The organism is Roseateles sp. P5_E1, assembly GCF_054049335.1.
Window position 1 is genome coordinate 64,148 of sequence record NZ_JBFUMN010000007.1, and the last position, 26,113, is coordinate 90,260.

Consider the following 26,113-nt stretch of genomic DNA (forward strand, 5'->3'; position numbering starts at 1 on the left):
GCGGCGCAAGCGACGGCAAACTGAGGGCGTCGTTGAAAGGAGTCGTTGCGCATGCCAGCGGAGCAAGCCACGCTATCCCGCCCCGAGGGCCCCAAGCCGCATTCGGCACCGCAGCCGCCCACCGTGCTGCGCGAGCTGCTGGCACGCGCCGATGTGCAGATCAACGGCGCACGGCCCTGGGACATGCGCGTCAACGATGCCCGCACCTACCGCCGCATCCTGACGCAATGGTCACTGGGCGCAGGCGAGGCCTATGTCGACGGCGACTGGGACTGCGAGCGCCTGGACATGATGTTCGACCGCCTGCTGCGCGCCCAGCTCGACCGCACCGCGCCGGCCTCGGCGCGCTGGAAGCTGCTGCTGGAGAGCCTGCGCCATCGCCTGTTCAATCTGCAGAGCGAGGCACGCGCCCACCAGGTTGGCGAGCACCACTACGACGTCGGCAACGATGTCTTCGAAGCCATGCTGGACTCGCGCATGATCTATTCCTGTGCCTACTGGGAGCATGCCCAGGATCTGGAGCAGGCTCAGGCGCACAAGCTGGAGATGATCTGCCGCAAGCTCGAACTGCAGCCCGGCGAGACGCTGCTGGACATCGGCTGCGGCTGGGGCGGCCTGGCGCGCCATGCGGCCGAGCGCTTCGGCGTGCGCGTCACCGGCATCACCGTCAGCAAGGAACAACTGGCCCTGGCCGAGAAGCGTTGTGAAGGCCTGCCCGTCACGCTGCTGCTGCAGGACTACCGCTCGTTCCAATGCGCCGATGACCGTCGCTTCGACAAGATCGTCTCGGTCGGCATGTTCGAGCACGTGGGGCTGAAGAACTACGGCGTCTACTTCGACACCGCCCGCCGGCTGCTGGCGCCCGAGGGCCTCTTCCTGCTGCACAGCATCGGCGTTGACCAGCGCGCGCCGCATACCGACCCCTGGATCGAGCGCTACATCTTCCCCAACGGCAAGCTGCCCTCGCCCGTCGAGCTGGCCGGCGCGCTGGAGGGCCGCTTCATCATCGAGGACTGGCACAACTTCGGCCCCGACTACGACCGCACGCTGATGAGTTGGGCCGAGCGTTTCGAGGCGGCCTGGCCGCGCCTGGCCGCCCGCTACGACGAAGGCTTCCGGCGCATGTTCCGCTACTACCTGCTGAGCTGCGCCGGCTTCTTCCGCTCCCGCCAGGGCCAGCTGTGGCAGCTGGTGCTGAGYCGGCCGGAGCGGCGCGGCGTGTACCGCTCCGTCAGGCCGCCATCACCGCACACCTGACTGCAGGGCGGCATCAAGACGTTGCCCGCCCTCGGGCTCAGCCACCTTCGCGCTGGTGTTGCAGCGTGGCTGCGACATGGGCAAACGCGGGCAGGAGTTCGTCCCAGGCCTGGCGAGCAAGCGGCCGCGGCTTGCGCATCGCGCCGGCCTGCGCTGGCGCCCGCAGCGCTCGCCGGCCAGCGAAGGCCACGGTGTTGCTGCATTCCTTGTCGCCCACCAGAAGAACCGCGCCGTCGAAGGCGCGATCCAGGCGGGCCACATGGCGCTGGAACTCGGGGTGGGCGGTGTGCAGGTTGACCACCAGCAGGCCGTCTTCGCGCAGCGCCGTGCGGCAGTCGTCGTAGAAGGCCTGCGAGCACAGGGCCGGCGGCTGGCCTTCATGGTCGAAGCCATCCACCAGCAGCACGTCCAGCCGGTCCTGGGTGTGGCGCACGAAGTCGGCCCCGTCGCCGCGCCGCACGCGCAGGCGCGCATCGTCCGGTGGCACCTGGAACTGCTCGCGCAACGCGATGACGTGGGGGTTGATCTCGACGACCTCGATGCGCGTGTCCGGCAGCTCGCGGTGGCAGAACTTGGCCATGGAGCCCCCGCCCAGCCCGATCATGGCCAGCGTCTCGGGCCGCGGCACGAACAGCAGGAAGGCCATCATCGTGCGCGTGTAGGCCAGGTCCAGCGCATGCGGGTGCTGCACCTTCATGCGGCTCTGGATTTCGCAGATCGTGAAATGCATGGCCCGGGTATCCAGCGTCTCGTAGACGAAGGGCTTGACGAACTGGTGTGGGTCGGCGGTGTCGGGCATGGCGTGCGGGAAAGGCGGCGGCGCTCAGGCGCGCTGCAGGTCGTTGATCAGCGGCGGCGAGGCCATCAGCACCAGCAGCAACGCGATGGGCAGGGTGGCCGAGAAACCGAAGTGCTTGAAGGCCAGCGCGCCAACGAGGCCGCCGACGAAGAACAGGCCCAGCACCAGGCTGTGGATGAAGAGCTTGTCGCGATTGGCGCGGACGAAGTGCACCGAGTCGGGCGCCGTGGCGCGGTTCCAGTACAGCAGCCGGCCCAGCTCGATGCCCAGGTCCGTCACCACGCCCGTCATGTGGGTGGTGCGGATCTCGGCCTGGGATATCTTGGTCACGATGGCGTTCTGCAGGCCCATGATGAAGCACAGCAGCAGCACGGCGGTCGGCACCAGCAGGTAGGCCAGCGTGTCGAGGTGGGCCCCCAGCAGGCCGAAAGCCAGCAGCAGCGCAGCCTCCAGCAGCAGGGCGAGCGCGTACCGGCTGTGCATGTGGCGCCGGCGCGCCCAGTTGATCAACAGGGCCGAGCAGGCCGCCCCCGCGATGAAGGCCAGCAGCGAGGCCAGCCCGGTCAACGCCAGCGCGACGCCGCCGGTGGCGAGATCGTCGGCCACGCCGGAGATCACGCCCGTCATGTGCGAGGTGTAGCGCTGCACGGCCAGGAAGCCGCCCGCGTTGACCGCCCCGGCCACGAAGGCCAGCACCGCGCCGAGCTGCCGATTGGCCGACCGCGTGCGGTGCCTGCCGGTGAGGCGGTGCAGGAAGCTGATGGTCACAGCGCTAATTTAGTTTGAATTCAATATGATTGCAATTATCATTTGATGAACATGAGGAGCCGGCATGGAACAAAAGACCGCCCGCCTGACGGTGCTGATTGATCCGGACAAGAAGAAGGCCTTCGAGACCCTGTGCGCGCAGCAGGACCAGACACCCTCGCAGGTGGTGAGGCGCCTGATTCGCGACTACCTGGCCGCCCATGGCGTGGACTACAAGCCGGACGCAGCGGCGTCTCGCTGAGCCGCGCTGGCGCCTCGGGGCCGTGCGTGCGGCTCAGAGGGTGAGAGTTTTTCAGACGCGCCCGAAAGGCGCGTCAAAACGCCCTCGAACTAGGCGCAAAGCACAGCCATAGCGGGCTATGGCGAGCATTTGCAACGACGGGCGAGGGTGTTTTGGCGTGCAAGGCGGGCGTGGATGAAAAGCTCTCGCCCTCTCAGTCGTCGCCGCGGCCGATGTAGGCGCGGATGGCCGCGATGCGGTTCGAGGGCTCGAACTCGAACACGTCGACGACGTGAATCGTGTCGCGGCCATTGACGGTGATCTTCAGCTCGGCCGCGGCACCATCCGGTCGGTCGTAGGCCGCCAGCACATCGATCGACAGGCTCGCGACGGACTCGAAGTTCTTGCGCGTCTCGGCCAGTGCCGCAGCCTTGCCAACGACGCGGATCTTCCAGTCGCGCAGCGTGATGGCGTCGGCGAACATGGGCTCAATCGCAGCGAGGTCGCGCGCTGCATAGGCGGCCAGGTAGGCGCGCACGAGGTCGAGTCGGTCCGTCATCGCCAGCTGTCCATGAAACGGTGGTTGTCCAGGGCTGGATGATCGCCGAGGCACGGGATGACACCCACACGAAACCTCGCTTCGCGCCAGGACAATCCGCGCCCCATGAGCCGACTCCAACAGTTCCAGGCACGCATTCCCGAAGGGTCTGCCGTGCTCTTCCTGATCCAGGTCTTCGCGACGCTGGGCTTCGCAGTCCTGCAGTTCACGCTGACGCTGTACACCACGCGCCACCACGGGTTCACCAGCGAGCAGGCCGCATTGATCACCGGCGTGTTCGGCGCCTTCAACTATGGGTTGCACCTGTTCGGTGGCTATCTCGGCGGCCGTTTCCTGAGCAACCGCAACCTGTTCGTGGGCGGCATGCTGCTGCAGGTGCTGGGCTGCGGCACCGTCGCCGGCGGCAGCCTCGAAGGCCTGTACTGGGGCATGGCCCTGTTCCTGACCGGCAGCGGCCTGAACGTGACCTGCGTGAACATGATGCTGACGCAGCGCTTCACCCCCGAGGACAACCGCCGTGAGGCCGCCTTCCTGTGGAACTACGCCGGCATGAACGTCGGCTTCTTCATCGGCTTCACGGTGTCGGGCGTGTTCCAGCTCAGTGAGGACTACGCCTCGCTGTTCTGGTTCGCGACCCTGGGCAATGCCGCGGCCATCGTGGTGGCGCTGATCTTCTGGCGCACCCTGGCCGACCGCAACACGTCGCTCGCCCAGCGCCGTGGTGTGGCCTTCTGGGGGCGCTTCGCCATTGGCAGCGCCATCCTGGTGGGCCTGGTGCCGCTGCTGGTCTGGCTGCTGAAGCAGCCGGGCGACACCGCCATCGGCATGAAGGCCTTCTGTGCTCTGGTTGCCATCGCCCTTGTCGTCATCACGGTTCGTCATCCGGTGCAGGCTGAGAAGCAGCGCATGAAGGCCTATCTGGTGCTGACCCTGGGCTCGCTGGTGTTCTGGTCGCTCTACCAGATGGCCCCGAACGGCCTGCAGCTCTATGCGGTGGGCAATGTGCTGATGAACGTCTGGGGCGTGGCCGTGGCGCCGCAGTGGGTGCAGAACATCAACACCGTCACCATCGTCATCGGCGGGCCGCTGCTGGCCGCCCTCTTCACCCGCTGGCGCGCCCGCGGCTGGCCGGTGGACATCCCGATGCAGTTCGCGGCCGCCATCGTGCTGATGGGCCTGGGCTTTCTCGTGCTGCCTGTGGGCATCCACTTTGCCGATGCCTCGGGCCGCTCGGATTTCTCCTGGCTCTTCCTCAGCTATGTGCTGCAGTCGGTGGGCGAGCTGCTGATCTCGCCCATCGGCTACGCCATGATCGGCCGACTGGCGCCGCGGCAATACCAGGGCGTCATGATGGGCAGCTGGATGCTGGTAACGGGCCTGGCGTCACTTTTTGCCGGCGACTTCTCGGGCGTGGTGTCCCAGCCGGTGGATGGCTCACCGCTGACGACGAACGCGGCCTACGCGACGCTGTTCACGCAGCTCGCCGTCGGCAGCCTGGTCACGGGCGCCGCGCTGTTCGCGCTGCGGCCGTGGCTGCGGCGCCTGATTGGCGCCTGAGCCGCGGCGGCGCACCAGCTTGCAGCGGCCTGTCCAGGGCCTGGCTGCCGTTGCCAAACAGTTGACGCTGCGCATTGCATCAGCGCGGCAACGGCATGACGTCCCGTCGTCGCGCCGCTAGGCCGCCACTCAAGGGCGAAGGTCGCGTAGACATGAGCGGCCGCCCAGGCCTGCCGGACGCGCTTCGGGTGCGGCAACCTGCCTTGATGGCATGATTTTCCGCCGGGGCCTGACCCGCTGGTTCAGTCGCCCCGACGCTGACAAGATGGGCGCATGAGATTCCTCGTTGCCCTGCTCCTGTCCGCTGCGCTCGCGCTGAGCACCACGGCCCATGCCGGCACCGCCATCGTCATCGGTGGCGCCCTGAAGAACGACAACGAGGCCGTCTGGCAGCGCATCGTCGATGAGTCCGGCGGCGCCGGCGCCCGCATTGCCGTGTTCGCCACGGCGGCCGCCAACCCGGAGCGCAGCGCCGGCCTCATCGTCGCGGCGCTGAACCGCCACGGCGCCAATGCCGAAGCCATCCCCGTTGCGCCGCGCCAGAAGGACATCGATCTGCAGGCCAACCTCAACGACCCGGCACTGATCGCCAAGGTCGCGGCCTCGAAGGCCGTGTTCTTCTCCGGTGGCGCGCAGGAGCACATCGTCGACACACTGCAGCCCGGCGGGGAGCCAACGGCCATGCTGCTGGCCATTCGCCAGGTGTTCGACGGCGGCGGCGTCGTGGCCGGCACGAGCGCCGGCGCGGCCATCATGAGCCGCATGATGTTCCGCGACGCCCCGGACAACATGCAGGTCCTCAAGGGCCAGTGGCGCGACAGGCGGGAGTTCGACCGCGGCCTGGGCTTCATCGGACCGGACCTGTTCGTCGACCAGCACTTCCTCAAGCGCGGCCGCATCGGCCGCATGCTGCCGGCCATGCGGGCACTCGGCTATACGCTGGGCCTGGGTGTGGAGGAAAACACGGCGGCCGTCGTCAAGGGCAGCGAGGTCGAGATCGTCGGCGCGCGCGGTGCACTGCTGGTGGACCTGTCCGAGGCCAGCGCCGACACCAGGTTGCCGGCCTTCAACCTGCGTGGCGCGCTGATCAGCTACCTGGACCGCGGCGACCGCCACGACCTCAAGACCGGCGTCACGACACCCGCCGCGCACAAGCTGCGCGAGCCCAAGATCGACCCGGCCGCGAGCGACTACAAGCCCTATCTGCAGAACGACAACTACTTTCTCGACATCCTGGCCGACAACACCATCGTCACGGCCATGGCCCAGTTGCTGGACGGCCGCGCGCCCGAGGTGCGCGGCCTCGCCTACCGCGCGAAACCCCGCCCCGGCGACCTCTCTCCCGAGCTCGGCTTCGAGTTCCGCCTCTACAAGGGGCCTGGGCTCGTCGGCTGGTTCAGCGGCGCCCTCGGCGGCGAGGACTACACGGTGCTGAAGGCTCGCCTGGACGTCATCCCGGTGCGCATGGCCGTACCGCTGTTCACGCCGCTGGTCGCGAATTGACGGTCGAGCAAGCACTGGCTCGCCGTCGGGCGATGTGATTTACCCGAGGTCCGATGCTCAAGCGCGCATATCGGGCCATGGCAAGTTAGGCTCGCGCCCATGGCTGCCCCTTCTCCCGAACCGCGTTCGGCGCCCCGCCTGCCGCCGCTGTGGCGGCGCCTACCGGTGCTGATCCTGCTCGCTGCCTGCGCGGCCATGGCATCGGCAGCGCAGGCCGAACCGCCGCCATCCGAGGCCCCGAGGCGGGTCGTCTTCCTGGCCCAGGACTTCCGCAACGGCGGCATCACCGCCGTCTACCGTGGCTTCGAGCAGGCCTGCCAGGAACTCGGCTGGACCTTGAGCATCGTCAACGGCAAGGGCGACAAGGCGACGATCAGGCGTCAGTTCGACGAAGCCTTGCGTGCCGGCCCTGACGGCATCGTGCTTGGCGGCTTTGACGAAGCCGATATCGCCGACCGTCTGGCCCCGACTTCGCGGCCTCTTCCCGTGCTGGTGGGCTGGCACGCGGCCCCGCGCCATGGGTCGACGCCTCATCTGTTCGCCAACGTCAGTACCGACCCCGCGGTCGTGGCCGACATGGCCGCGGCCTTGGTCGCCCAGCCCGGCGGTGCCCGGGCGGGCGTCGTCATCTTCAACGACAGCCGCTTCGACATCGCCAACGTCAAGACCCTGCGCATGCGCGAGGCCTTGTCGCGTTGCGCCTCATGCGAACTGCTCGCCGTGGAAGACCTGCCGATTTCGAACGCCTCCAAGGACATGCCGGCCGCGCTGGAACGGCTGCATCGGCAGTTCGGCACGCGCTGGACCCATGTGCTGGCGATCAACGACGTCTACATGGACTCCATGCACTTTCCGCTGCTGGCCCTGGGCCGCCGCGACGTCGTTGGCATCGCGGCCGGCGACGGCTCACGCACGGCACTGAGCCGCATCCGCTCGGGCCGCTCACAGCAGCTCGCGACCATCGCCGAGCCCACTGGCCAGCAGGGCTGGCAACTGGCCGATGAGCTCAAGCGCGCCTTCGCCAGGCAGCCCCCCAGCGGCCGCGTCGCCCGCCCGATCGCCATCACGACGGAGTTGCTGCGGCAACTCGGGCAGTTGGAGGTCGATGACCTGCTGCCTTACCGGGCCGAGTACCGCCAGCAATGGTCGATCAGCCCACCGAGTGCGGCGAAAGCGCCGTAAGCAATGGGATGGACGCCCCCACCCGTAGACGGCATCGAAGTGCCACAGTGGAAGTGTCAGCAACCACTCGATCGGAAGGAGCGTCCACCATGGAGATTACGACGATCGGCCTTGATCTGGCCAAGAACGTGTTCCAGGTTCACGGGGTCAACGAGCGCGGCAAGGCTGTGCTTCGCAAGCAGCTGAAGCGCGACCAGGTCTCGCCCTTCTTCGCGAACCTGCCGCGCTGCCTGATCGGCATCGAGGCCTGCGCCAGCGCTCACCACTGGGCCCGCAAGCTGCAGGCGCTGGGCCACACGGTCCGGCTGATGGCGCCCCAGTTCGTCAAGCCGTACGTGAAGAGCAACAAGAACGATGCCGCAGACGCAGAGGCGATCTGCGAGGCCGTCAGCCGGCCGTCAATGCGCTTCGTGCCGATCAAGAACGTCGAGCAGCAGTCAGTGCTCTCACTGCACCGCGTCCGCCAGGGCTTCGTGAAGGCACGCACCGCACAAGCCAACCAGATTCGGGGCCTCCTCGGGGAGTACGGCCTGGTGGTGCCGCAGGGCATCGCCTACATCGCCCAGCGCGTGCCACCGCTCATCGAAGATGCCGAGAACGAGCTGCCCGGCACCTTCCGTATGCTCATCCAGCGCCTGCTCGACCACCTCAAGGCGCTGCAGGAGCAAGTCGACGAGATCGAAGTGCAGATCAAGGCATGGCACCGTGCCAGCGAGGCCAGCCAGCGTCTTGAGAAGGTGCCCGGCATCGGACCGCTGACTGCCAGCGCCCTGGTCGCCAGCATCGGCGACGCGAAGAACTTCGACAACGGCCGCCAGTTCGCGGCCTGGCTGGGCGTGGTCCCGCGACAGCACTCCAGTGGAGGCAAGCCAACGCTGCTGGGCATGAGCAAGCGCGGTGATGCGTATCTCCGCACGATGCTGATCCACGGCGCTCGCTCCGTCATCTACAGGGCGACCCAGAAGGCCGATCCGGACAGCTGGCTGGTCAAGCTCACGACGCGCCGAAACAAGAACGTTGCAGCGGTCGCGATGGCGAACAAGACCGCGAGAACCGTCTGGGCGCTGCTGGCGCACGGACGAGAGTTCAAGACTGGCTACGCCGCGGCGTAGCCAGTCATCGACAACATCGACGACATCGACAGGAACAGGAGAATCCCACCGCCGATTGCTCAGGCAACCAGCAAGTTGATGGCACGACAGGTCAGACCGTGGTCAGCACAGCCCGCCCCGGACGAGGCACTCCGAGTGCGCGTAAGCGATAGAGGCGCCGACCAGCAGAACCCATCAGGGACAGCGAGCTCGTCTCGCATTGAAAGTCCGAATGTACGGGTGCAATCTTTTCTTCGTGCAGCAGTGAACTGGAAGCTTGGCAAACCGGGGGCGTCCATGTACGCCCTGGGATTCGGCCGCCAGCGGCCCGGCCAGGCGCCGTCTTGTGTGCGCCAGCAGACGGTGCGCCGGCCAGGCCGCGGGCAGACTCGCCGTCACCCCCGCTTCCTCGTCCCCCATGTCGCTCCCGCCAGACGATGCCCACGACGCGCAGGCCACCGCCCTGCTGGGCCGGCCGTTTGCGGAACTCGACGTGCGCGCGCAGCGCGTGGCTCGGCATATCGGCCTGCGCCAACCCATCACGCAGCATCCGGAAGCCGCGGCAACCACGCCGCCGACCCGGGGCCAGCGCGCCGCCGATGCGGTCACCGCGTTTGGCGGCTCCTGGCTGTTCGTCAGCCTGTTCGCGGCCGTGATGCTGGTGTGGGTGGGCATGAACGTCGTGTTGCTGGCCGCACGAGGCCAGACCTTCGATCCCTATCCCTTCATCCTGCTCAACCTTTTCCTGTCCATGCTGGCGGCGGTGCAGGCGCCCATCATCCTGATGTCGCAGAACCGCCAGTCCGAGAAGGACCGCGTCACGGCGGGGCATGACTACGAGGTCAACCTCAAGGCCGAACTCGAAATCATGCTGCTGCACGACAAGCTGGATCAGCTGCGCCAGCAGCAATGGAGCGAACTGCTGGCGCTGCAGGCCGAACAGATGCGCCTGCTGGCCGCGCTGGCGGCCGGCCTGCCGGCCATGTGCGACACCGCACAGACGCCGGCGGCCATGCCCTTGCAGCATGACGGCGCCGTCGGCCCCGCGAACGAGCCTGGGAAGCGTGCCTGGTTTGCCCAGCCGTAGCACGGCGGCCGGCGGCGCCTCTGTGCGATAGCGCACGGTCCTGCCCAACAGGCACCGTCAGGATCGACGTCTTTGCGGGAGTCAGCCCATGTACGTCGTCCAGCCACGCCCGACGGCGTGGAACCTCCGTTGCTTGCCTGCACCCAGGTGAGCACCTTCATCGGCCCTCGGCTACCGCTGGCGCTGCCGCAATAAGGGCGACGCCCCGCATGCCAAAAATGTTTATGTGCGATGCCGTACACACGGCAGGCCAGGCGCTGGATAGAGTTGTTGCTTCTAAGTCGCGCCAGCGCGGGAGGATTGATGTCTGCACCGCTTGACGCCCTGGCCCCTCGCAGCAACCGCCTGCTGGCCGCCCTGCCGGGCGAGGAATGGGACCGCTGGGCCGACCAGCTGGAGTTCGTGCCACTGAAACTGGGCCAGGTCATCTACGAGTCCGGCCGGCCACAGAGCCACGTGTATTTCCCCACCACGGCCATCGTGTCGCTGCTCTATGTGCTGGAGGACGGCGCCTCGGCCGAAATCGCCGTGGTGGGCTACGAAGGCGTGGTCGGCGTATCGCTCTTCATGGGCGGCGAGACCACCCCGAGCCGTGCAGTGGTGCAAAGCGCCGGCGGCGCCTTCCGGCTGCGCGCGGCGGCCATCAAGGTGGAGTTCAACCGCTACGGCGTGGGCATGCACCTGCTGCTGCGCTACACGCAGGCGCTGCTGACGCAGATGGCGCAGACGGCGGTCTGCAACCGCCACCATCTGCTGGAGCAGCAGCTGTGCCGCTGGCTGCTGCTCAGCCTGGACCGCATCGCCGGCGAGCAGCTGGTGATGACGCAGGAGCTGATCGCCAACATGCTGGGCGTGCGCCGTGAAGGCGTCACCGAGGCGGCGCTGAACCTGCAAAAGCTCGGCCTGATCGACTACGCGCGGGGCCACATCACCGTGCTGGACCGCCCGGGGCTGGAACAGCGCAGCTGCGAATGCTATGGCGTCGTCAAGCAGGAGTACGACCGGCTGCTGAACTGGCCGGCAATTCCCTTGCCCTGACCCGCAGCGTGTGCTGGCGCACAGCGGCAATCAACAAGTGATGTGCAGACTGGTGCATGACTGCCAACCAGTTGCTCGATCACCTGCCCGCCGCCGAGTTGCGGCGCCTGCTGGCGCAGAGCATTCAGGTGCCCTTGCGCAGCGGGCAGAAGCTCGGCACCCAGGACCAGCCTGCCCGCGTGCTGCTGTTCCCGCTGCAGGGTTTCCTTTCGCTGGTCACGCTCATGGACGCTCACCCGCCGCTGCAGGTGGGCATGGTGGGCTGCGAGGGCATGGTGGGCGTGCAGTTGCTGCTGGGCGTGGCCACCAGCCCGGTGAGCGTGATGGTGCAGGAGGACGGCCAGGCCTGGAGCCTGACCGCCGCGGCGCTGCGCAGCCAGTTGCCCGACAGCCCGGGGCTGCGCCGGCTGCTGATGCGCTATCTGCTGGTGCAGCTGAGGCTTTCAGCGACGGCCGCGGCCTGCCTGCACTTCCATGCCCTGCAGGCGCGGCTGGCACGCTGGCTGCTGATGGGGCAGGACCGAGCGCAGGGCGACGGCTTCGCGGTCACGCAGGAAGGCATGGCCCACCTGCTGGGCGTGCGGCGCGTCGGCGTCACGGTGGCGGCGGGCGCGCTGCAGGAGGCTGGCCTGATCCGCTACCACCGGGGCTGGGTCACGGTCAGCGACCGCGCCGGCCTGGAGGCGGCGGCCTGCGGCTGCTATGCGCAGGACCGGGCGAGCTACCGCGCCGGCATGAAATTCCCCCCTGGAAACGGCGCTCCGCACGCTGACGAACATGCGCCGGTGGCCGCGTTTTCTGCAAGCCACGTCATCCCATGACGCCGCGGAGTTCCCTCATGAGGCCACGCATCCCGCAACTGCACCGGCGGCACTGCGGCAAAGCCGGGACGGGTCAGCTTGCGGCCGGCATCAGCACGGTGTCGATCACATGGATGACGCCATTGGTGGCTTCGATGTCGCGCTCGACGACACGGGCCTTGTTCACGCGCAGGCCGGCCGGGGTCATGTCGATGGCCAGGTCTTCGCCTTGCAGCGACTTCAGCGTGGCGGGCTGGCCGCCCGCCGCAGCGGCCTTCACATGGCCCGCCACCACGTGCAGCAGCAGGATGGCCGTCAGCCTGGCCTTGCTCTCGGGCTTGAGCAGGTCGACCAGCTCGTTCCTGGCGAGCTTGTCGAAGGCCTTGTCGTTGGGTGCGAAGAAGGTGTAAGGCCCCGAGCCGTCGAGCATGTCGGCCAGACCGGTGGCCTTGACGGCCGCCATCAGGTGCTTGAAGTGGCCGGTCCTGTGGACCGTGGCCAGCAGGTTGTCCTGCAGGGCGGCCTTGCTCGGGTTGTTGGTGACGACGGCGGCAATCATGAGAGCTTTCTGGTGGAGGGATGCATGCAAATGCTGCCCCTCAGGATTGCCGGGGTCTGTGCGCTGGAGCACCCGCCCGTGGTTCAGGCGCGCGGTTCGCCGTTGGCATTGACCGTCACGGTGGCGCCGGGCGGCGTGGCAACCTGCATGTGGTGCTGCTGGCCGCGGAAGTTGTAGGTCACGTCCCAGTAGGCAGGGTTCTGCGCAACCGGCCGGTCATCGCAGCGCTGCACGTCGCGGGTCACCACCGATTCGCCACTGTTGTTGCGGCCGATGTTGTTGCCCACCACGCCACCGGCCACTGCACCGCCGGCCGTGGCCAGCACTCGCCCCGTGCCGCCGCCGACCTGATGGCCGAGGATGCCGCCAATGACCGCGCCGATGACGGTGCCGGGCACGCTGTTGTCGCTGCGGCGGCCGTCGCCGACCTGCTCACGCTCCGTCCAGCAGCGCCGCTGGCCGGACTCGCCGTARATCGCCCGCACATCGCTCACGGTCGCCTGGTACAGGCGCTCGCGGTCGCGGCGGCGGTAGTCGGCCGGCACGCTCGGGTAGGGCGCATAGCTCAACTCGTCATCGCGGGCATTGCGCTGCACGGCGCGCACCGACGAGATCTGCTCGTCCAGCCCCATGGCTTCGAGCGACGGGTACTGGCCGGGTCGCAGCACGCGGCAACGGCCCGAGTAGCGCTGGTCCACGCAGACCTCCCAGCGCTGGCTGCGCACCACCACCGACGAGGCCCTGTCGTTGAAGTTGTTGCTCCTGAAATTGCTGACGCTGCCGTTGCTGGTCATGGAGCGGCCCTGGAAGTTGGCCTGCTCATAAAAGGTGATCTGCGCCAGCGCGGGCGTGCTGGCCGAAAGGGCCAGCAGCAGGCCAAGGGCGTTGCGGCGCAGGGAGTGTGTTTGGGGGGTATGCATGGCGTTCTCCGGTGTCGGGGCGAGGCCCGTGAGGAAAGTCTGTGCCGTGTCGGGCAACCCGTCTGTACGGTGGCGGACCCAGCCGGCGCTGAAGCACTGACGCGCGAGCGCTCCAGTGTTCGGCAGCGCACAGACCGTTGGCCCAGGCTCGGCGAGCCTTGCGGCCCGTCACCCGACAAACCGGCAAACACCGCATGGACTGGCTGCTCGCCGCTTTTGTCCTTCTCGCCGCCCTGGCCCTCGCGATCACGCTGCTTCTGGGAGCGCGTCGCCAGCGCCGCTGGCGCTCACGGTCCAGCGCGCTGATCGCCAAGCTCAATGCCGAGCCGGGCCCGGCGGGCGTCACCCATTTCGACCCCGCGGAACTCATCCATTTGCCGGCACCGGTGCAGCGCTATCTGCGCATCGCGCTGACCGCCGGCCAGCCACTGGTGCGCGGCGTGAGGTTGACGCAGAGCGGCTTCCTCAACCTGTCGGCCGCCGGCGACCGTTGGCAGCCCTTCACGGCCGAGCAGCAGGTCGCCACGCGCGGACCGGGCTTTCTGTGGAATGCCCGTGTCGGGCTGTTCTCCGGCCTGAGCGTGCGCGTGCAGGACAGCTATCTGGCCGGCGCGGGCCTGCTGCATGCGGCCCTGCTTGGCGTGCTCGACATGGCTCGCCAGCAGGGCGGGGGCGAGCTGGCGCGCGGGGAGCTGATGCGTTTCCTGGCCGAGGCGCCCTGGTACCCCACGGCCCTGCTGCCCAGCCAGGGCGTGAGCTGGGCGGCGGTGGACGCGCGCCAAGCCGATGCCACGCTGGCCGACGGCACCGTCTCGGTGACGCTGCGCTTCAAGTTCGGCGATGCCGGCCTGGTGGACACGGTGCGCGCCGAGGCGCGCGGGCGCAAGGTGGGCCGGATGACTGAAATGGCCCCCTGGGAAGGGCGCTGGAAGGAGTGGACGACCCGCGACGGCATGCGCGTGCCTCTGGCCGGCGAGGTGGCCTGGCTGCTGCTCAGCGGGCGCCAGACCTATTGGCGCGGACGCCTGGGCAAGCTGCGCTACCGCTTCAGCGCTTGATGGGGGCGGGTCCTTGTGGCTTCCTTGTCGGAGCCCTAGGCCAAGGCGACGAGTGCCTGCCCGAGCAGGCCACCCATCAGCACTGCGCCCAGGCCGATCAGGAACACCCAGGGCGAACGGCGTCTGGCCATGCTCAGGAAGCTTTCCTCGCGGCAAGCTGGTGGGTCTTCGTTGCGGTAGATGGGGACGGGCGGGCCGTCGGTGCGCATGCGAACGCGAGCCGAAGGATCGGCTTGGAGGGTGGCGTTCATCGCGACCCCTTCTGGCCCTTGCGGCCGGCGTGCTTGTGGCGCTCGGGCATGTGGGCCGACGGCTTGGGCAGCTCGGGCTTGATATCCAGCACGGGCGGGTGGCCGGCGGGTTCCGCGGGCTTGTTCTTGGCCTTCATCGACTGCTTCATGGGGTGCTCCGGCATTGAGGTCCAGGCGACGAAKGATTTCTGGCCAGGACTGCCCAGACCTTAGGGCGGCCGCGCGCGCTTGACTGTGCGGCAGCGCACCCGTGGCATGCCGCGCTGTGTGCGCCGCCGCACAGACCCGTCGTAGCGCACGCGTCCAAGCTCCTCCTGCCCTTGCTGCACAGGCCCCCATGAAAGCAGAGCCACAGCGCCGTTCGCCCGCGATGCCCGCACCCAGCGATGCCGATCTCGCCTACATGGCGCAGGCGGCATTGACGTGGAACCCGTCTCTGCCCCCGGGGACGGTCCGGGCCAGCGTTGAAGCCGGCTGGCTGACCTTGTCGGGTGAAGTGCGCTGGCACTGCCAGCGCCAGGACGCGGTCAATTGCGTGCGCCATCTGCCCGGTCTTGCCGGCGTCAACAACTGCATCACGGTGCAACCGTTAGTGCCGCAAGCGCCCTTCAGGGACACGACCTGAAGCGTGGAAGGCATGAGGCGCGCCTACAACCGGCCCATCAGCCAGAGCACGATGAGGATCAGCAGCAGCAAGCCGATGCCGCCCGAGGGCATATAGCCCCAACTGCGGCTGTGCGGCCAGGTCGGAAAGGCGCCGACCAGCAGCAGGATCAGCACGATCAAAAGAATGGTTGAGATGCTCATGACGTTCTCCTTGAGCGAAGGCGCTCGGCCTGATTCATGCCGACGCCGCCGAAGCGGCGGGTGTCACGACGACAACGGCGGCGGCGCCTGCTTTGCCGGCCTCGCCCGTGGCGCCGGTGGCCCCGGGCGGCCCCGGTTCGCCCGCAGGGCCGGGGGCGACGATGACCGTGGGCGGTGGTTCATTGCGCTGGCAACCGCCCAGCAGCAGCGCCAGCATGGGCAGGCACAGGGCCAGCGCTGTTGAGCGTGAAGACATGAAGATTCCTTTGCGACAGACCACACCGGAAGGTGCTCCAGCGCAAGGTAGCCACGCGATGCGGTCGTGTCGGTGCGGTAGCGCACCAGGGGTGCACCGACAGTTCGCACCCTCCCCATTGCCGGCCCGCCGGTATGTAAGCGGCTCAACGTCCTACAACCACGCGCTGGCGCCGAGGACATTGTTGGGGGGCGCTCAAGGTTGAGCAGTGCAGGTCTCAGGCATGAGAACCCCCTTCCGACTGAACGTGCCGAATTGGTTCGACAACCTCCGCCCCGAGTTGCTCCGGTCGCACGCGGTACCGAGGCCGCTATGGCGTCGCGCCGCTGACCAGCGTCGGGGAACACGCCGACCGATGCCGGCGGCCCCCACTCGCACGCGACCGCCACTGCCAACATGCCCATGAGCGGTTTCTGGATCTCCACGCCCTTCTCCCAGGAGCCGCGCATCGTGCTGGTCCGCTGGCGTGCCTGGGAAGTGCAGGTGCCCAGCTACGACGCGCCCACCTGGCACCTCGTCGGCTATATCGAGGACGAGCATTGCGCCAAGGTCTCGTCGGCCGTGGCCTTTGTGCACATCGACACCGAAGAGGTGACCACCAAGACCGGTCGCACCTATGCGCTCCGCGGGCCACCGAGCATCGACGCCGACGCCACCCATCTCTGGGACAGCTGGCGCAAACAGCATGGCGCCGTGGTGCTGCGGGAGGTCACGACGGATGTGCTGGATGGGCGGCAGCCGGTGGCGGTGAACTTGATCCAGCCGCCGGGATAGTCTCCTTCCGTTTACCGGCGTGCCTTGAGGCCTGCCCAGGCCCCATAAATGGCCGCGGGGATGGTGACGAGGGTCGCCAGCGCCGTGAACCAAGCCGACTGCGCCGCGTCGGAGAGCAGCAAGCCGGTGGCAATGCTCAGTACACCGAACGCAGCTGCGTGCCAGTACGGCACGGTTGGAGCCAGGCGGGCGCAGATTGCGCCACCCATGGCAGTCGTCAACGTCCCGAGCACAAAGACAACTGCCAAGTACTCGGGTTGGGCGGGAAGCGCAGCGACATCAGCCGACGTCGAAACACTGCCTGGCCAAAGAGCAAGGACGGCAAAGCCCGAGACCATGTCCAAGGCGAGCATGCTGATGAGCCCGACTGCAAGGGCTCGTAAATTGAGGCGAGGTAACTCCATTGATTCCCTGTTGGCAAACCGAAGCGCCCGGCGCGGGCGCCTGAAGCCGCTATTCCTTGACGATTCGTCGGGCTGGCCAAGTCGGCGAGACCATCTCCGCGGCCACGCGGCTTTGCGGCCGCCCGGCGCTTCGAGCCAGCGACTGCCTTCGCCGGCAACCTCATGGCCCGCGGGTACTTTCACAAATTGGTGCAGCGCGCACTCTCACCCGCACTGCCCCACATAGCCACACGCCGTACAAAAATCGCAGCCGTCCTTGTGGATCATGGTCGCGTTGCCACACTCCGGGCAGGGCTTCCCGGCCTGGACCTGCAGGGTGCCGGCGGCCGCGGCGAGCTTGGGTGCGGGCGTCTGCAGCAGGCCCATGTCGCTCAGTGGCTGGCCGGCTTCGTCGAGGATGCCGAGCATGGCGTAGCGATGGATGACGAGGCGGGCCACGTAGGCCACCGTCGACGGCCAGACCTGCTGGCGGCGTTCGCCATTGAGTGACGGCACCGGGGCCATGAAGTGGCCGAGCGGCTCGCCGACGTTGAGCAGCTTGCGCAGCTTCATCGCGATCCAGCCGGGGTCCATCACGCGCATGTCCAGCGACAGCAGTCGCGCCAGGCCGTCCAGGGCCTTGGGGTAATTGCCCGAGAAGCCCATCGCGCACGGCCGCATGACGCTGCCGCCTTCGGGCGTGGGCAGCACCACTTCCTTCAGCGTCAGTGTGAACTGCTCGTTGGTGGCTGGGTTGTCCACGTCCACCGCCCAGGCCAGGGTGCCGGACACGCCGGTGCGCGGCTCGTTGCGGCTGAACATGGCGTCGACCACGGGCGTGGCGCCGCCTTCGGCCAACGCGCCGAGCTGCTCGCAGCGCCAGCGGATGACGGCCGCCGTCGCGGCGACGACGCCGGGGAAAAGGCGCTTCTCACCGCTGGGCGGCATGGGCATCTCGAAGGCGCGCTCCTCGGCGACTGTCGCGAGCGCATCGAGCTTGAGGCGCAGCCAGGCGGCGTCGTTGGTGCGCAGATCCATGGACAGCGTCTTGGCCAGAGCCGACAGGCCACGCGGCTGCTCGGCGCCGTTGACCCAGACCTCGAAGGGCAGGTTGCGCCCGAACAGGCCGGCGTCGGGCCCCTCCAGCGGCAGTTCGCCGATGAAGAGGGCGAAGTCGCCGTGCGGGTGCTGGATCAGATAGCTCCAGGCCGGGTTGCCGCCAGGCATGTCGGGGCGACTGGGCCAGCGCAGCGAGGCCACCACCGCATTGGGCAGGCGCTCCACGCGCAGGCGCTGGTTGGCACCGCCCACCTCCGCACGCAGGGGCTCGGGCTGCTTGACCTCCGGCGTGACCGACAGCACCGAACCCAGCACGCTGTTGGGTCGATACGTGGCCAGGCCCTTGAGCTTGGTTTGCCAGGCCTGGATGTAGAGGTTCTGGAAGTCCTCGTACGGATAGTCGGCCGGCACATTGACCGTCTTGCTGATCGACGTGTCGATGTACGGGGCGACGGCCGCGACCATGGAGGCATGGTCGGCCGCGCTCAGTTCGAGTGCGGTGACGAAGGCGTCGCTCAGCGGCGCGTCGGCGCCGAACAGGTGGCGGTACAGCCGCCAGGCATGGTCCTCGACCGCGTATTCCTTGAAGCCACCGCCCTCGGTCTGCGGCAGGCGCTTCTTGCGCGTGTAGGTCCACGAGAAGGCCGGCTCGATGCCATTGCTCGCGTTGTCGGCAAAGGCCAGGCTGATGGTGCCGGTGGGCGCGATGGACAAGAGGTGGGAGTTGCGCAGACCTTGCGAACGGATCTTGTCCTTCAACCCCTGCGGCAGGCGCGACGCAAAGCTGCCGCCGGAGAGATACAAGTCGGCATTGAACAGCGGGAAGCTGCCTCGCTCGGCGGCGATGTCACTCGAAGCCGAATAGGACGCATCGCGCATGAGCTCGCTGATATGGCTGGCCATGTCACGCGCCTCTTGCGTGTCGTAGCGCAGGTTCAGCATGACGAGGGCATCGCCCAGGCCCGTGAAGCCCAGGCCGACACGGCGCTTGTTGGACGCCTCCTGCGCCTGTGCGGGCAGCGGCCACGGCGTCACGTCGAGCACGTTGTCCAACATGCGCGTGGCCACGGCCACGACCTCGGCAAAACCGGCTTCATCAAACGCGGGCTTGGCGCTGAAGGGGTCGCGCACAAAGCGCGTCAGGTCGATGGAGCCGAGGCAGCAGCAGCCGTAGGGCGGAAGTGGCTGTTCGGCGCATTGCCCGGTCACCAGGCCATTGAAGATGACCGTGTTGCCGTCGGCTTGCGTCGTGTCGTAGACGGGCTCGATGCCGRCAGCCTCGATGGATGTGATCTTCGCGGCGAAGCGCTGGGTCTTCAGCAGCGCCTTGCCTTCAACCCAGGCCTCGTACTTCTCTCGCTTGGTTGGTAGCAGGAAGCCGACTTCGCGCATGAAGACTTCGCGCGACTCGCCATCGACGATCAGCTCATGCAGCGTCTGGCAGAGATAGTCGCGTCGGCCACCGTGGCCATCCGGCAGGCTGCGCGCGCCGCCTTGGCGCCGCTCGTGAATGCGCGAGAACACGCCGAAGTTGGCGAGCAGCACCTGCACGTCCTGCAGCAGGCGCCGATGAATGGACGACAGCCGCACCGAGCAGCTCTGGCTGAACGAAGACACATTGACCGTGCCGTCGGTCTGGAACAGCGCGCGCAGATAACCGCGCATGCAGTCCTCGCTGCCCTGCCAGACGACCTCGGGCACGGCCAGCTTGGTCTTCGCGTTGAAGCCATAGCCGTCCAGCACGCGGGCCAGCATGATGGAGCGAATCATCACCAGATTGCGTTCGGCAATGGCGACCGGCTTGACGTGGTACTCACGCGGTGCCTGAGCGATGCCAGCAATCAAGGTGTTGACGAAGCCGGCGATGCCGTCGGCAAGCTGGCGCTCTTCGTTCCACAGGTTGACGACTGCGGCCTGCTCGCCCTTGCCGCGGTTGGTGAAATGGCCGTCGCCGGTGATCAAGCCGAGCAAGGTGCCAAGTGCCTCGCTACCCTGGGCACCGAACTGGCCCTTGCCGGACTGCACCCACAGCTCGTCGCCCGGCTTCAACTCGGACAGCTTGAGCTTGCCGCGTGCTGTGTAGAACTCGTGCCAGGCCGTTGCCTTGATCTCATAGCCTTCGGCCGTCGTGACCTTGAAGACCTCGGCCTGGCCGGCGCTCAGGAAGGCGGGTACGGCGGGGCGAACCACGGTGCCGCGTTCTTCGGCGCCAAGGGCGCGCCGGTCCACCGTGCAATCCAACGCCGCGCCATTGGCTTGCAGCCAGGCGATGGGCACAAGGCCGTGCTGGGTCGCCAGCCGCGTATCGCCCGTCACGCACGGGTTGGTCGCCGCAATCGTCTCGCAGTAATGCAGGTTGTTGTCAGCGTTGATGCGGTCCAGGAAGAGCACGCCCGGCTCGGCGTGGTCGTAGGTGGAGCGCATGACCTGGTCCCACAGCTCGCGGGCGCGCACCTTGCGGTAGACCCATTGCCCGTCGCCGCGCTGGTAGGCGCCGGCCTCGATCTGCTCGGCGCTGGGCTGGGCCTTGTGCGCCAGCTCCACCGTGCCGTCGGCCTGCACGGCCTCCATGAAGGCGTCGGTCACGCCGATGGAGATGTTGAAGTTGCGCAGGTCGCCCTGGTCCTTGGCGTGGATGAAGGCCTCGATGTCGGGGTGGTCGCAGCGCAGCACACCCATCTGCGCGCCGCGGCGGCTGCCGGCGCTCTCCACCGTCTCGCAGGATCGATCAAACACGCGCATGTAGCTGATAGGGCCGGAGGCGTGGCTGCGCGTGGAGCCGACCCAGGCACCCATCGGGCGGATGCGGCTGAAGTCGTAGCCGACGCCGCCACCGCGGCGCATGGTCTCGGCAGCTTCGGTCAACGCGGTATAGATGCCGGGCACGCCGTCCTCGGGCGTGGCGATGGAGTCGCCAACCGGCTGCACGAAGCAGTTGATCAGCGTGGCCGACAGCTCGGTGCCGGCGGCGGACATGATGCGGCCGGCCGGCACGAAGCCACGCTTTTGCGCGTCGAGGAAGGCCGCCGTCCAGTGGGCGCGGTCGGCCGGCTTCTCGGCTTGGGCGAGGGCGCGGGCGACGCGCTCACGCAGTTCGTCGGGCGTCTGCTCGCCGCCCTTGGCGTATTTCTCGATCAGAACTTCGCTGGAAATGTCCTGCACGGACAGGTCGTTGGTGGTGCTCACGTTGGCCCCGGAAAATGCTGTACAAAAATACAGTCTACGCCTGCCGGCGCGGACGCGGAATGGCCGCTCAGAACGGGTTGATGCTCTTCTCGCGGCGGTAGTGGATGTAGCCGACGCTGGCCCCGGCGCGCAGGCCCACGCCCAGGCGGATGGGCGCCAGCGTGATGCCATTCAGGCGCTGGTAATTGATGCCGGCGCCGCCGATGTAGTAAAGGCTGCCGTCCACACCGGGAAAGCGCTGGTAGATCGCGCTGGCCTTGGGCAGCTTGTAGACCAGCGTGAAGACCTTGGACGCATTGGCGCCCAGGTCGAAACCGATGGACGGGCCGGCCCAGTAGACCCTGGACGCGCCGCCGCCCTTCATCAGCAACTCGCCATCGCCATAGCGCAGGCCCACGGTGATGGCGGCGGCGGCTTCCTCGCCCTTGATGTAGGCATTGGGCCGCCCCTGCTCCTTGAAGGCTTTCTCGATGACCTTGGCCAGGCCTTCCGTCGTCTGGCCGAAGAAATCGGTGGCAGCCTTGAGGACGGACTCCTCGTCATAGGTGCCGTCCTTGTCATCCGCGGCAAAAGCAGGCACAGCCGCAGCAGATGCCAGGGCGGCGAGGTGTTGCAGATGCTGGCGACGATCGATCACGGCAGCTCTCCTTGAGGCCCTCATTGGAGGGGCCAGCATAAACAAAACAGCGTGAAGTTTGGCCGCCCGTTGCCCCTTCACACAACCTAGACTCGACGATCATGTCGTCCAACCCCGACCTCCAGCGGCTGTCCGCCGCCCTCGAATACGCCGACCTTGCCGCCGGCCTCTATCTGGCGGGCGGGGCCGACCAGGCCGCCCGGCTGCTGGCCGCCGCGGCCGAGCAGCAGCTCGGTGATCTGGTCAGGCTCATTGATGCCCCCAGCGCAACGGTCGACACCCGCGAGCTGCTGGCCCGCATCGCGCGGGCGCACCGGCCCGCCGTGGTCGCGCCACGCCAGGCCCAGCAGGAGCGCGGCTGGGATGACTCCCCGGTCGAAATCGACGGCACGCGCGACGAAATCGTCGCCCTGCTGCGCGCCGCCTGGTTCATGCTGGAAGCCATGGGCCTGGCCTCGCTGGCCCCGGAGCGGCTGCAGCAGGCGGTGGAGCACAGCACCGTCTTCAGCAGCAGTGCCGCGCTGGAACCTTTCATCTAGGATCGGCCGAACCCATTCGCCCGGGCTCGCCCGATCAGGGAGACCATCATCAGCACCGAACGCCGCCAATTCACCCGCGTCGCCTTCGCCTCGGGCGCCGAGCTGATCACGACCCAGGAACACCTGCGCTGCCAGGTGCTGGATATTTCCCTCAAGGGCGTGCTGCTGCAACTGCCGGCCGGTCACCCGCCGCAGGTCGGCATGCCCTGCCTCGTCAAGCTCCCCCTCGGCGCCGGCGCCCCGGGAGACATCGTCATCTCGATGGCGGGCGAGCTGGCCCATGTCGAGGGCAGCCATGCCGGCGTGCTGTGCCGCAGCATCGACATCGAGTCCATCACCCATCTGCGCCGCCTCATCGAAGTGAACCTCGGCGATCCATCGGCATCGGAGCGGGAACTCAAGGCGCTGATTGCCGCGGCCGGCAGCCCCTGAGGGCAGTTCGTCGCATCCCACACCGGGCGGCGATGGCCCAAGGAGAATCGCCCGAATGGAGGACCTCAGCCCGCTGCAAGCCTTTCGCCGCGTCTGCAATCTGCGCATGCTGGCGGGCGTCTACTACTTCTGCCTGTTCTACGCCATTTCGCGCGCGCTGACCTGGTTCGGCGAAGGAGACGGTGGCCTGGACGACGCCCTCTTCGACCTGATCCGTTTCAGCCGCCAATGCCTGCTGACCGGCATCTCCCTGCTGCTGATGGTGGCCCTGGCCGAAGCGCTGCTGGCCGGCCGGCACTGGAAGCTGCCTGCCGCGCTGACGGTGCAGGCCGGCGCCGTCGGTTTCGGCGCTGCCCTCGGCACCTGGCTGCGCTATGCAGTCTCGTCGATGGGCGACCCCGGCAACAAGGTCAAGCCCGCCTGGGTGATGTCCACCGTCTTGCTGTGGGCCCTGCTCGGCGGTATCGCCTATGCGCTGCTGCTCGTCAGCCGCGCCCAGCGCCAGGGCCGCGACGAGCTGACCCGGCTGTTCCGCGAGCGCGAGGCGCTCAAGACGCAGCAGACCGAGGCCCAGCTGTCGGCGCTGAACGCCCAGATCGAGCCCCACTTCCTGTTCAACACGTTGGCCAACGTCAAGCGCCTGTACGAGACCCAGCCCGAGCGTGGCCGCAACATGCTGGTGGCCCTGATCGCCTACCTGCGCGCTGCCCTGCCCGGCATGCGCCGGCATGAGTCCACGCTGGCCGAAGAGCTGGAGCTCGTGCGCCATTACCTTGCCATCCTGCAGATGCGCATGGGCGAGCGCCTGTCCTTCGACATCAGYGCACCGCCCGAATTGCTGACGGCCCGCCTGCCGACGCTGGTGCTGCCGACGCTGGTGGAGAACGCCATCAAGCACGGCCTGTCGCCGCTGCCCGAGGGTGGGCGCATCGAGATCCGCGCTGCACACGCGGCCGAAGGCGGCCTGACCGTCGAGGTGGCCGACAACGGCCAGGGCTTCGGCACGGCCAGCGGCGGCGCCGGCGTCGGCCTGGCCAACACGCGCGCACGGCTTGCGGCGCGTTTTGGCGACATGGCCACGCTGGCTCTGGAGGCCGTCCAGCCGCGCGGCGTCGTGGCCCGCGTGCATCTGCCGGCAGAAGCTCTGGTATGAATGCATTGCGTCATGTGCTGCAGTCCTGGCGCTCCCTGAGCCTGAACGAGGCCCTGGTCTTCGTCAGCGCGGCCCTGCTGTTCGGCGCCATCGACCTGACCTCGCTGCTGGAACTGCGCGTCGGCGACCAACTGCCCCAGGTGTTGGCCCGCCAGCTCAGCCTGCCCCTGGTCAGCTGCGCCGTGCTGCTGCTGTGCTGGCTGCCGGCCGCGCGCAGCAGCCCCATCCACCCGGCGCGCCGCCAGCGCCTCGTGGCGGCCACCTTGCTGGGCTCCGTGCTGGCCATGGCCGTCATCTACCCGCTGGCCGCCGCCCTGCCCTGGCCGTCGCTGTGCGACATCTATGCCCAGACTCACGGCAAGATGAAGTGCACGATGTTCCGCGTCAACGCCGTCATCGGCGACACGCTGTGGGTCTTCATGCCGGCACTGATGATCGTCGGCGTGCTGGAGTTCCGCACGCTGCGCCGGCGCCAGGACCAGGCCGCGCAGGACCTGCTGCGTGAGCACAGCCAGCTGCGCCGCCACGCGCTGGCCTCGCGCCTGGCCGCCCTGCAGGCCCAGGTCGACCCGGCCCTGCTGTTCGACGCCCTCGTCTCCGTCGAGCAGGCCTATGGCCGCGAGGACCCGACCGCCAGCGCGCGGCTGGAGCGGTTGATCCGCCATCTGCGCGTGGCCCTGCCGCGGCTTCGCGATGCCGGCGCCACGCTGGGCAGCGAGGCCGAGTTGATCGCCAGCTACCTTGACCTTCTGCGCGATCTCAACGGCGACCCGCCCGCCTTCGACTGCGAACTCGGCCCGCGCGGTGCGACCCAGTTGCCACCGATGCTGCTGCTGCCCCTGGTGCAGCGTGCGGTGCGGCTGGGCCACCCAAGCCGCTGCTGGCTCAGCGTCAATGGCAGCATCACGCTGGGCTTCGATCAAGAAGGCCTGTGCAGCGATGACGCCGACCTCGCGTCGCTGCGCGAGCGCCTGGCGGTGCTGGGCGCGAAACTTGTCTGCACGAGTGGCAATGGCCGCACCGAATTCACCTTAGAACTTTCTGCATGAGCCTGTTTGCCCCCACCGCCGTCGTTGCCGAGGACGAAGCCGCGCTGCGTGGCGAACTCGTCGAGCAGCTCGGCAAGCTGTGGCCCGAACTCAGCATCGTCGGCGAAGCGGCCGATGGGCTGGAAGCACTGCGCCTGCTGGACCGTCACCAGCCCGACATCCTCTTCCTCGACATCGAGATGCCCGGCGCCACCGGCATCGACGTGGCCCGCCAGGTCAATGGCCGTGCCCATGTCGTCTTCGTGACGGCCTATGACCAGTACGCCATCGCCGCCTTCGACCAGGGCGCCGTCGACTACCTGCTCAAGCCGCTGGCCGGCGCCCGCCTGTTCACGGCCATCTCGCGGTTGAAGGCGCGGCTGGGCCAGGCACCGGCGCCCCTGGGCAACGTGCTGGACGAGCTGGGCGCGCGGCCTTCATCCACAACTTCGGCGCCTCCCTCCGCCACCCGTGCGCCGCTGCGCTGGATCAACGCCTCGGTGGGCCAGACGCTGCGCCTCATCACGGTCGACGAGGTCATGTTCTTCCAGAGCGACAACAAGTACACGCGGCTGGGGCTGAAGGACGGCGAGGCCTTGATCCGCAAGCCGCTGAAGGAGCTCATCGACGAGCTCGACCCGCAGCAGTTCTGGCAGATCCACCGCTCGACGCTGGTCAATGTGAACTCGATTGCCACGGTCAGCCGGGACTTTCGGGGAAGGATGCAGATCAAGTTGAAGCATGGAGCGGAGATGCTGTTGGTGGCGGAGAGCTGTGCGCATCTGTTTCGGCAGATGTGAGGGTGGGGTGGGTTGCTTTTGCGGAGAGCGCGTCTGCTCGATGCATTGCCGGGGGTCCGTCCCGGCGGCCGGGTAACTTTCTTCTGCGGGGCCAGAAGAAAGTCACCAAAGAAGAGGCCCTGAACCGCACACCATCGCGACGCCGCCATGAGCGGCGCGCGAAAACGTGCGCTGACATTGCGGGAAGAAGCGACCCGCTGCGCTCTCGCTGCTGTCCCTATGACGAGCACCAGAGCTCGCCCCTTCACGCCGCTTAACGCCGGCTGCACGCCGGGCTTATCAATGAATACAGCGTCGCTGGGGCGACGCCTCCGAGGTGCTGGCAGTGATCGCGTCGCCCGAGCGACGCTGCATTGGCTGTTCTGGTGAGCCCGGCGTGCAGCCGCGCGCTAAGCGGGCAGGTGGTGTGA

At 67.8% G+C, this 26,113-nt stretch carries 28 protein-coding genes and 1 pseudogene; 17 read left to right on the forward strand and 12 right to left on the reverse strand.

Translation table 11 applies throughout. The features are described 5' to 3' along the window. The first annotated feature begins 51 nt into the window (after positions 1-51). Positions 52-1,257: a cyclopropane fatty acyl phospholipid synthase gene (gene cfa, locus ACXJKJ_RS09510; RefSeq protein ID WP_457389941.1), complete on the forward strand. Its 1,206-nt coding sequence runs from the start codon at positions 52-54 to the stop codon at positions 1,255-1,257. A gap of 37 nt (positions 1,258-1,294) precedes the next feature. Here the strand turns inward: cfa and ACXJKJ_RS09515 are convergent, their stop codons facing one another. Both ACXJKJ_RS09515 and ACXJKJ_RS09520 read right to left on the reverse strand, forming a co-directional pair. Beyond that, a complete protein-coding gene (locus tag ACXJKJ_RS09515) occupies positions 1,295-2,056 on the reverse strand; it encodes a spermine/spermidine synthase domain-containing protein (RefSeq protein ID WP_457389942.1) in 762 nt (253 codons plus the stop codon). Positions 2,057-2,080: 24 nt separating this feature from the next. Continuing rightward, a complete protein-coding gene (locus ACXJKJ_RS09520; RefSeq protein ID WP_457389943.1) occupies positions 2,081-2,824 on the reverse strand; it encodes a YoaK family protein in 744 nt (247 codons plus the stop codon). Positions 2,825-2,888: 64 nt separating this feature from the next. Between ACXJKJ_RS09520 and ACXJKJ_RS09525 the strand changes: the two genes are divergently transcribed. Beyond that, a complete protein-coding gene (locus ACXJKJ_RS09525) occupies positions 2,889-3,065 on the forward strand; it encodes a ribbon-helix-helix protein, CopG family (protein WP_057296700.1) in 177 nt (58 codons plus the stop codon). A gap of 193 nt (positions 3,066-3,258) precedes the next feature. Here the strand turns inward: ACXJKJ_RS09525 and ACXJKJ_RS09530 are convergent, their stop codons facing one another. Next, entirely contained in the window at positions 3,259-3,603 is a 345-nt protein-coding gene (locus ACXJKJ_RS09530; protein ID WP_457389944.1) for a nuclear transport factor 2 family protein, read from the reverse strand. A gap of 105 nt (positions 3,604-3,708) precedes the next feature. Here ACXJKJ_RS09530 and ACXJKJ_RS09535 point away from each other — a divergent pair, with 105 nt between their 5' ends. The 7 genes and pseudogenes from ACXJKJ_RS09535 (at position 3,709) to ACXJKJ_RS09565 (ending at position 11,882) form a co-directional block, all read left to right on the forward strand. Continuing rightward, positions 3,709-5,160: a peptide MFS transporter gene (locus tag ACXJKJ_RS09535; protein ID WP_457350359.1), complete on the forward strand. Its 1,452-nt coding sequence runs from the start codon at positions 3,709-3,711 to the stop codon at positions 5,158-5,160. Between the two features lie 273 nt (positions 5,161-5,433). Continuing rightward, positions 5,434-6,663, forward strand: coding sequence for a cyanophycinase (locus tag ACXJKJ_RS09540; RefSeq protein ID WP_457389945.1), 1,230 nt, complete (start codon positions 5,434-5,436; stop codon positions 6,661-6,663). 99 nt (positions 6,664-6,762) lie between these two features. Beyond that, a complete protein-coding gene (locus ACXJKJ_RS09545) occupies positions 6,763-7,845 on the forward strand; it encodes a substrate-binding domain-containing protein (RefSeq protein WP_457389946.1) in 1,083 nt (360 codons plus the stop codon). A gap of 89 nt (positions 7,846-7,934) precedes the next feature. After that, complete coding sequence (locus ACXJKJ_RS09550) at positions 7,935-8,957, forward strand: IS110 family RNA-guided transposase (protein WP_457390003.1); 1,023 nt, start codon at positions 7,935-7,937, stop codon at positions 8,955-8,957. A 397-nt stretch (positions 8,958-9,354) separates the two neighbouring features. Then, a pseudogene (locus ACXJKJ_RS09555) lies at positions 9,355-9,900 on the forward strand (DUF1003 domain-containing protein); the annotation flags it as partial. Between the two features lie 426 nt (positions 9,901-10,326). Further along, positions 10,327-11,061: a Crp/Fnr family transcriptional regulator gene (locus tag ACXJKJ_RS09560; RefSeq protein WP_457389947.1), complete on the forward strand. Its 735-nt coding sequence runs from the start codon at positions 10,327-10,329 to the stop codon at positions 11,059-11,061. 56 nt (positions 11,062-11,117) lie between these two features. Beyond that, on the forward strand, positions 11,118-11,882 hold the full coding sequence (locus tag ACXJKJ_RS09565; RefSeq protein ID WP_457389948.1) for a Crp/Fnr family transcriptional regulator: 765 nt from the start codon (positions 11,118-11,120) through the stop codon (positions 11,880-11,882). Positions 11,883-11,955: 73 nt separating this feature from the next. On the opposite strand, the gene ACXJKJ_RS09570 is transcribed toward ACXJKJ_RS09565, so the two are convergent. Beyond that, the gene (locus ACXJKJ_RS09570) at positions 11,956-12,420 is read right to left on the reverse strand and encodes a fasciclin domain-containing protein (protein WP_457389949.1); all 465 of its coding nucleotides are present in this window, start codon (positions 12,418-12,420) and stop codon (positions 11,956-11,958) included. Between the two features lie 83 nt (positions 12,421-12,503). Beyond that, positions 12,504-13,340, reverse strand: a complete 837-nt coding sequence (locus ACXJKJ_RS09575) for a beta/gamma crystallin-related protein (protein WP_056202593.1) — start codon at positions 13,338-13,340, stop codon at positions 12,504-12,506. Between the two features lie 194 nt (positions 13,341-13,534). Between ACXJKJ_RS09575 and ACXJKJ_RS09580 the strand changes: the two genes are divergently transcribed. Then, entirely contained in the window at positions 13,535-14,398 is an 864-nt protein-coding gene (locus tag ACXJKJ_RS09580) for a DUF6920 family protein (RefSeq protein WP_457389950.1), read from the forward strand. A gap of 35 nt (positions 14,399-14,433) precedes the next feature. Here ACXJKJ_RS09580 and ACXJKJ_RS09585 read toward each other — a convergent pair whose 3' ends face one another. Together ACXJKJ_RS09585 and ACXJKJ_RS09590 are read right to left on the reverse strand one after the other, a co-directional pair. After that, positions 14,434-14,649, reverse strand: coding sequence for a hypothetical protein (locus tag ACXJKJ_RS09585; RefSeq protein WP_457389951.1), 216 nt, complete (start codon positions 14,647-14,649; stop codon positions 14,434-14,436). Continuing rightward, positions 14,646-14,798, reverse strand: coding sequence for a hypothetical protein (locus ACXJKJ_RS09590; protein ID WP_157281998.1), 153 nt, complete (start codon positions 14,796-14,798; stop codon positions 14,646-14,648). The genes ACXJKJ_RS09585 and ACXJKJ_RS09590 overlap by 4 nt, the downstream gene beginning before the upstream one ends. Positions 14,799-14,986: 188 nt before the next feature. On the opposite strand from ACXJKJ_RS09590, the gene ACXJKJ_RS09595 reads away from it, so the two are divergent. Beyond that, entirely contained in the window at positions 14,987-15,274 is a 288-nt protein-coding gene (locus ACXJKJ_RS09595) for a BON domain-containing protein (RefSeq protein WP_082532943.1), read from the forward strand. A 23-nt stretch (positions 15,275-15,297) separates the two neighbouring features. Here the strand turns inward: ACXJKJ_RS09595 and ACXJKJ_RS09600 are convergent, their stop codons facing one another. Next, a complete protein-coding gene (locus tag ACXJKJ_RS09600; protein WP_082532942.1) occupies positions 15,298-15,456 on the reverse strand; it encodes a DUF3309 family protein in 159 nt (52 codons plus the stop codon). A 34-nt stretch (positions 15,457-15,490) separates the two neighbouring features. Continuing rightward, positions 15,491-15,712, reverse strand: a complete 222-nt coding sequence (locus ACXJKJ_RS09605; protein WP_457350376.1) for a hypothetical protein — start codon at positions 15,710-15,712, stop codon at positions 15,491-15,493. A gap of 402 nt (positions 15,713-16,114) precedes the next feature. On the opposite strand from ACXJKJ_RS09605, the gene ACXJKJ_RS09610 reads away from it, so the two are divergent. After that, on the forward strand, positions 16,115-16,486 hold the full coding sequence (locus ACXJKJ_RS09610; protein WP_457389952.1) for a hypothetical protein: 372 nt from the start codon (positions 16,115-16,117) through the stop codon (positions 16,484-16,486). Positions 16,487-16,497: 11 nt separating this feature from the next. Here the strand turns inward: ACXJKJ_RS09610 and ACXJKJ_RS09615 are convergent, their stop codons facing one another. From ACXJKJ_RS09615 to ACXJKJ_RS09625, 3 genes are all read right to left on the reverse strand, one after another. Next, a complete protein-coding gene (locus tag ACXJKJ_RS09615) occupies positions 16,498-16,839 on the reverse strand; it encodes a hypothetical protein (protein ID WP_056202584.1) in 342 nt (113 codons plus the stop codon). A 255-nt stretch (positions 16,840-17,094) separates the two neighbouring features. Next, complete coding sequence (locus ACXJKJ_RS09620; protein WP_457389954.1) at positions 17,095-21,114, reverse strand: LAGLIDADG family homing endonuclease; 4,020 nt, start codon at positions 21,112-21,114, stop codon at positions 17,095-17,097. A 67-nt stretch (positions 21,115-21,181) separates the two neighbouring features. Beyond that, a complete protein-coding gene (locus tag ACXJKJ_RS09625) occupies positions 21,182-21,751 on the reverse strand; it encodes a DUF1134 domain-containing protein (RefSeq protein WP_235532072.1) in 570 nt (189 codons plus the stop codon). A 101-nt stretch (positions 21,752-21,852) separates the two neighbouring features. Between ACXJKJ_RS09625 and ACXJKJ_RS09630 the strand changes: the two genes are divergently transcribed. From ACXJKJ_RS09630 to ACXJKJ_RS09650, 5 genes are read left to right on the forward strand one after another with little or no spacing between them, the layout of a single operon-like run. Continuing rightward, complete coding sequence (locus tag ACXJKJ_RS09630; RefSeq protein ID WP_056202576.1) at positions 21,853-22,290, forward strand: hypothetical protein; 438 nt, start codon at positions 21,853-21,855, stop codon at positions 22,288-22,290. Positions 22,291-22,338: 48 nt separating this feature from the next. Then, positions 22,339-22,722, forward strand: a complete 384-nt coding sequence (locus ACXJKJ_RS09635; RefSeq protein WP_056202573.1) for a PilZ domain-containing protein — start codon at positions 22,339-22,341, stop codon at positions 22,720-22,722. A gap of 55 nt (positions 22,723-22,777) precedes the next feature. After that, a complete protein-coding gene (locus ACXJKJ_RS09640) occupies positions 22,778-23,875 on the forward strand; it encodes a sensor histidine kinase (protein ID WP_056202570.1) in 1,098 nt (365 codons plus the stop codon). Further along, entirely contained in the window at positions 23,872-24,924 is a 1,053-nt protein-coding gene (locus ACXJKJ_RS09645; RefSeq protein ID WP_457325244.1) for a sensor histidine kinase, read from the forward strand. The genes ACXJKJ_RS09640 and ACXJKJ_RS09645 overlap by 4 nt, the downstream gene beginning before the upstream one ends. Further along, positions 24,921-25,703 carry a LytR/AlgR family response regulator transcription factor gene (locus ACXJKJ_RS09650; protein WP_457389955.1) on the forward strand — a complete coding sequence of 261 codons (783 nt, stop codon included), beginning with the start codon at positions 24,921-24,923 and terminating at the stop codon, positions 25,701-25,703. The genes ACXJKJ_RS09645 and ACXJKJ_RS09650 overlap by 4 nt, the downstream gene beginning before the upstream one ends. Positions 25,704-26,113 lie beyond the last annotated feature (410 nt).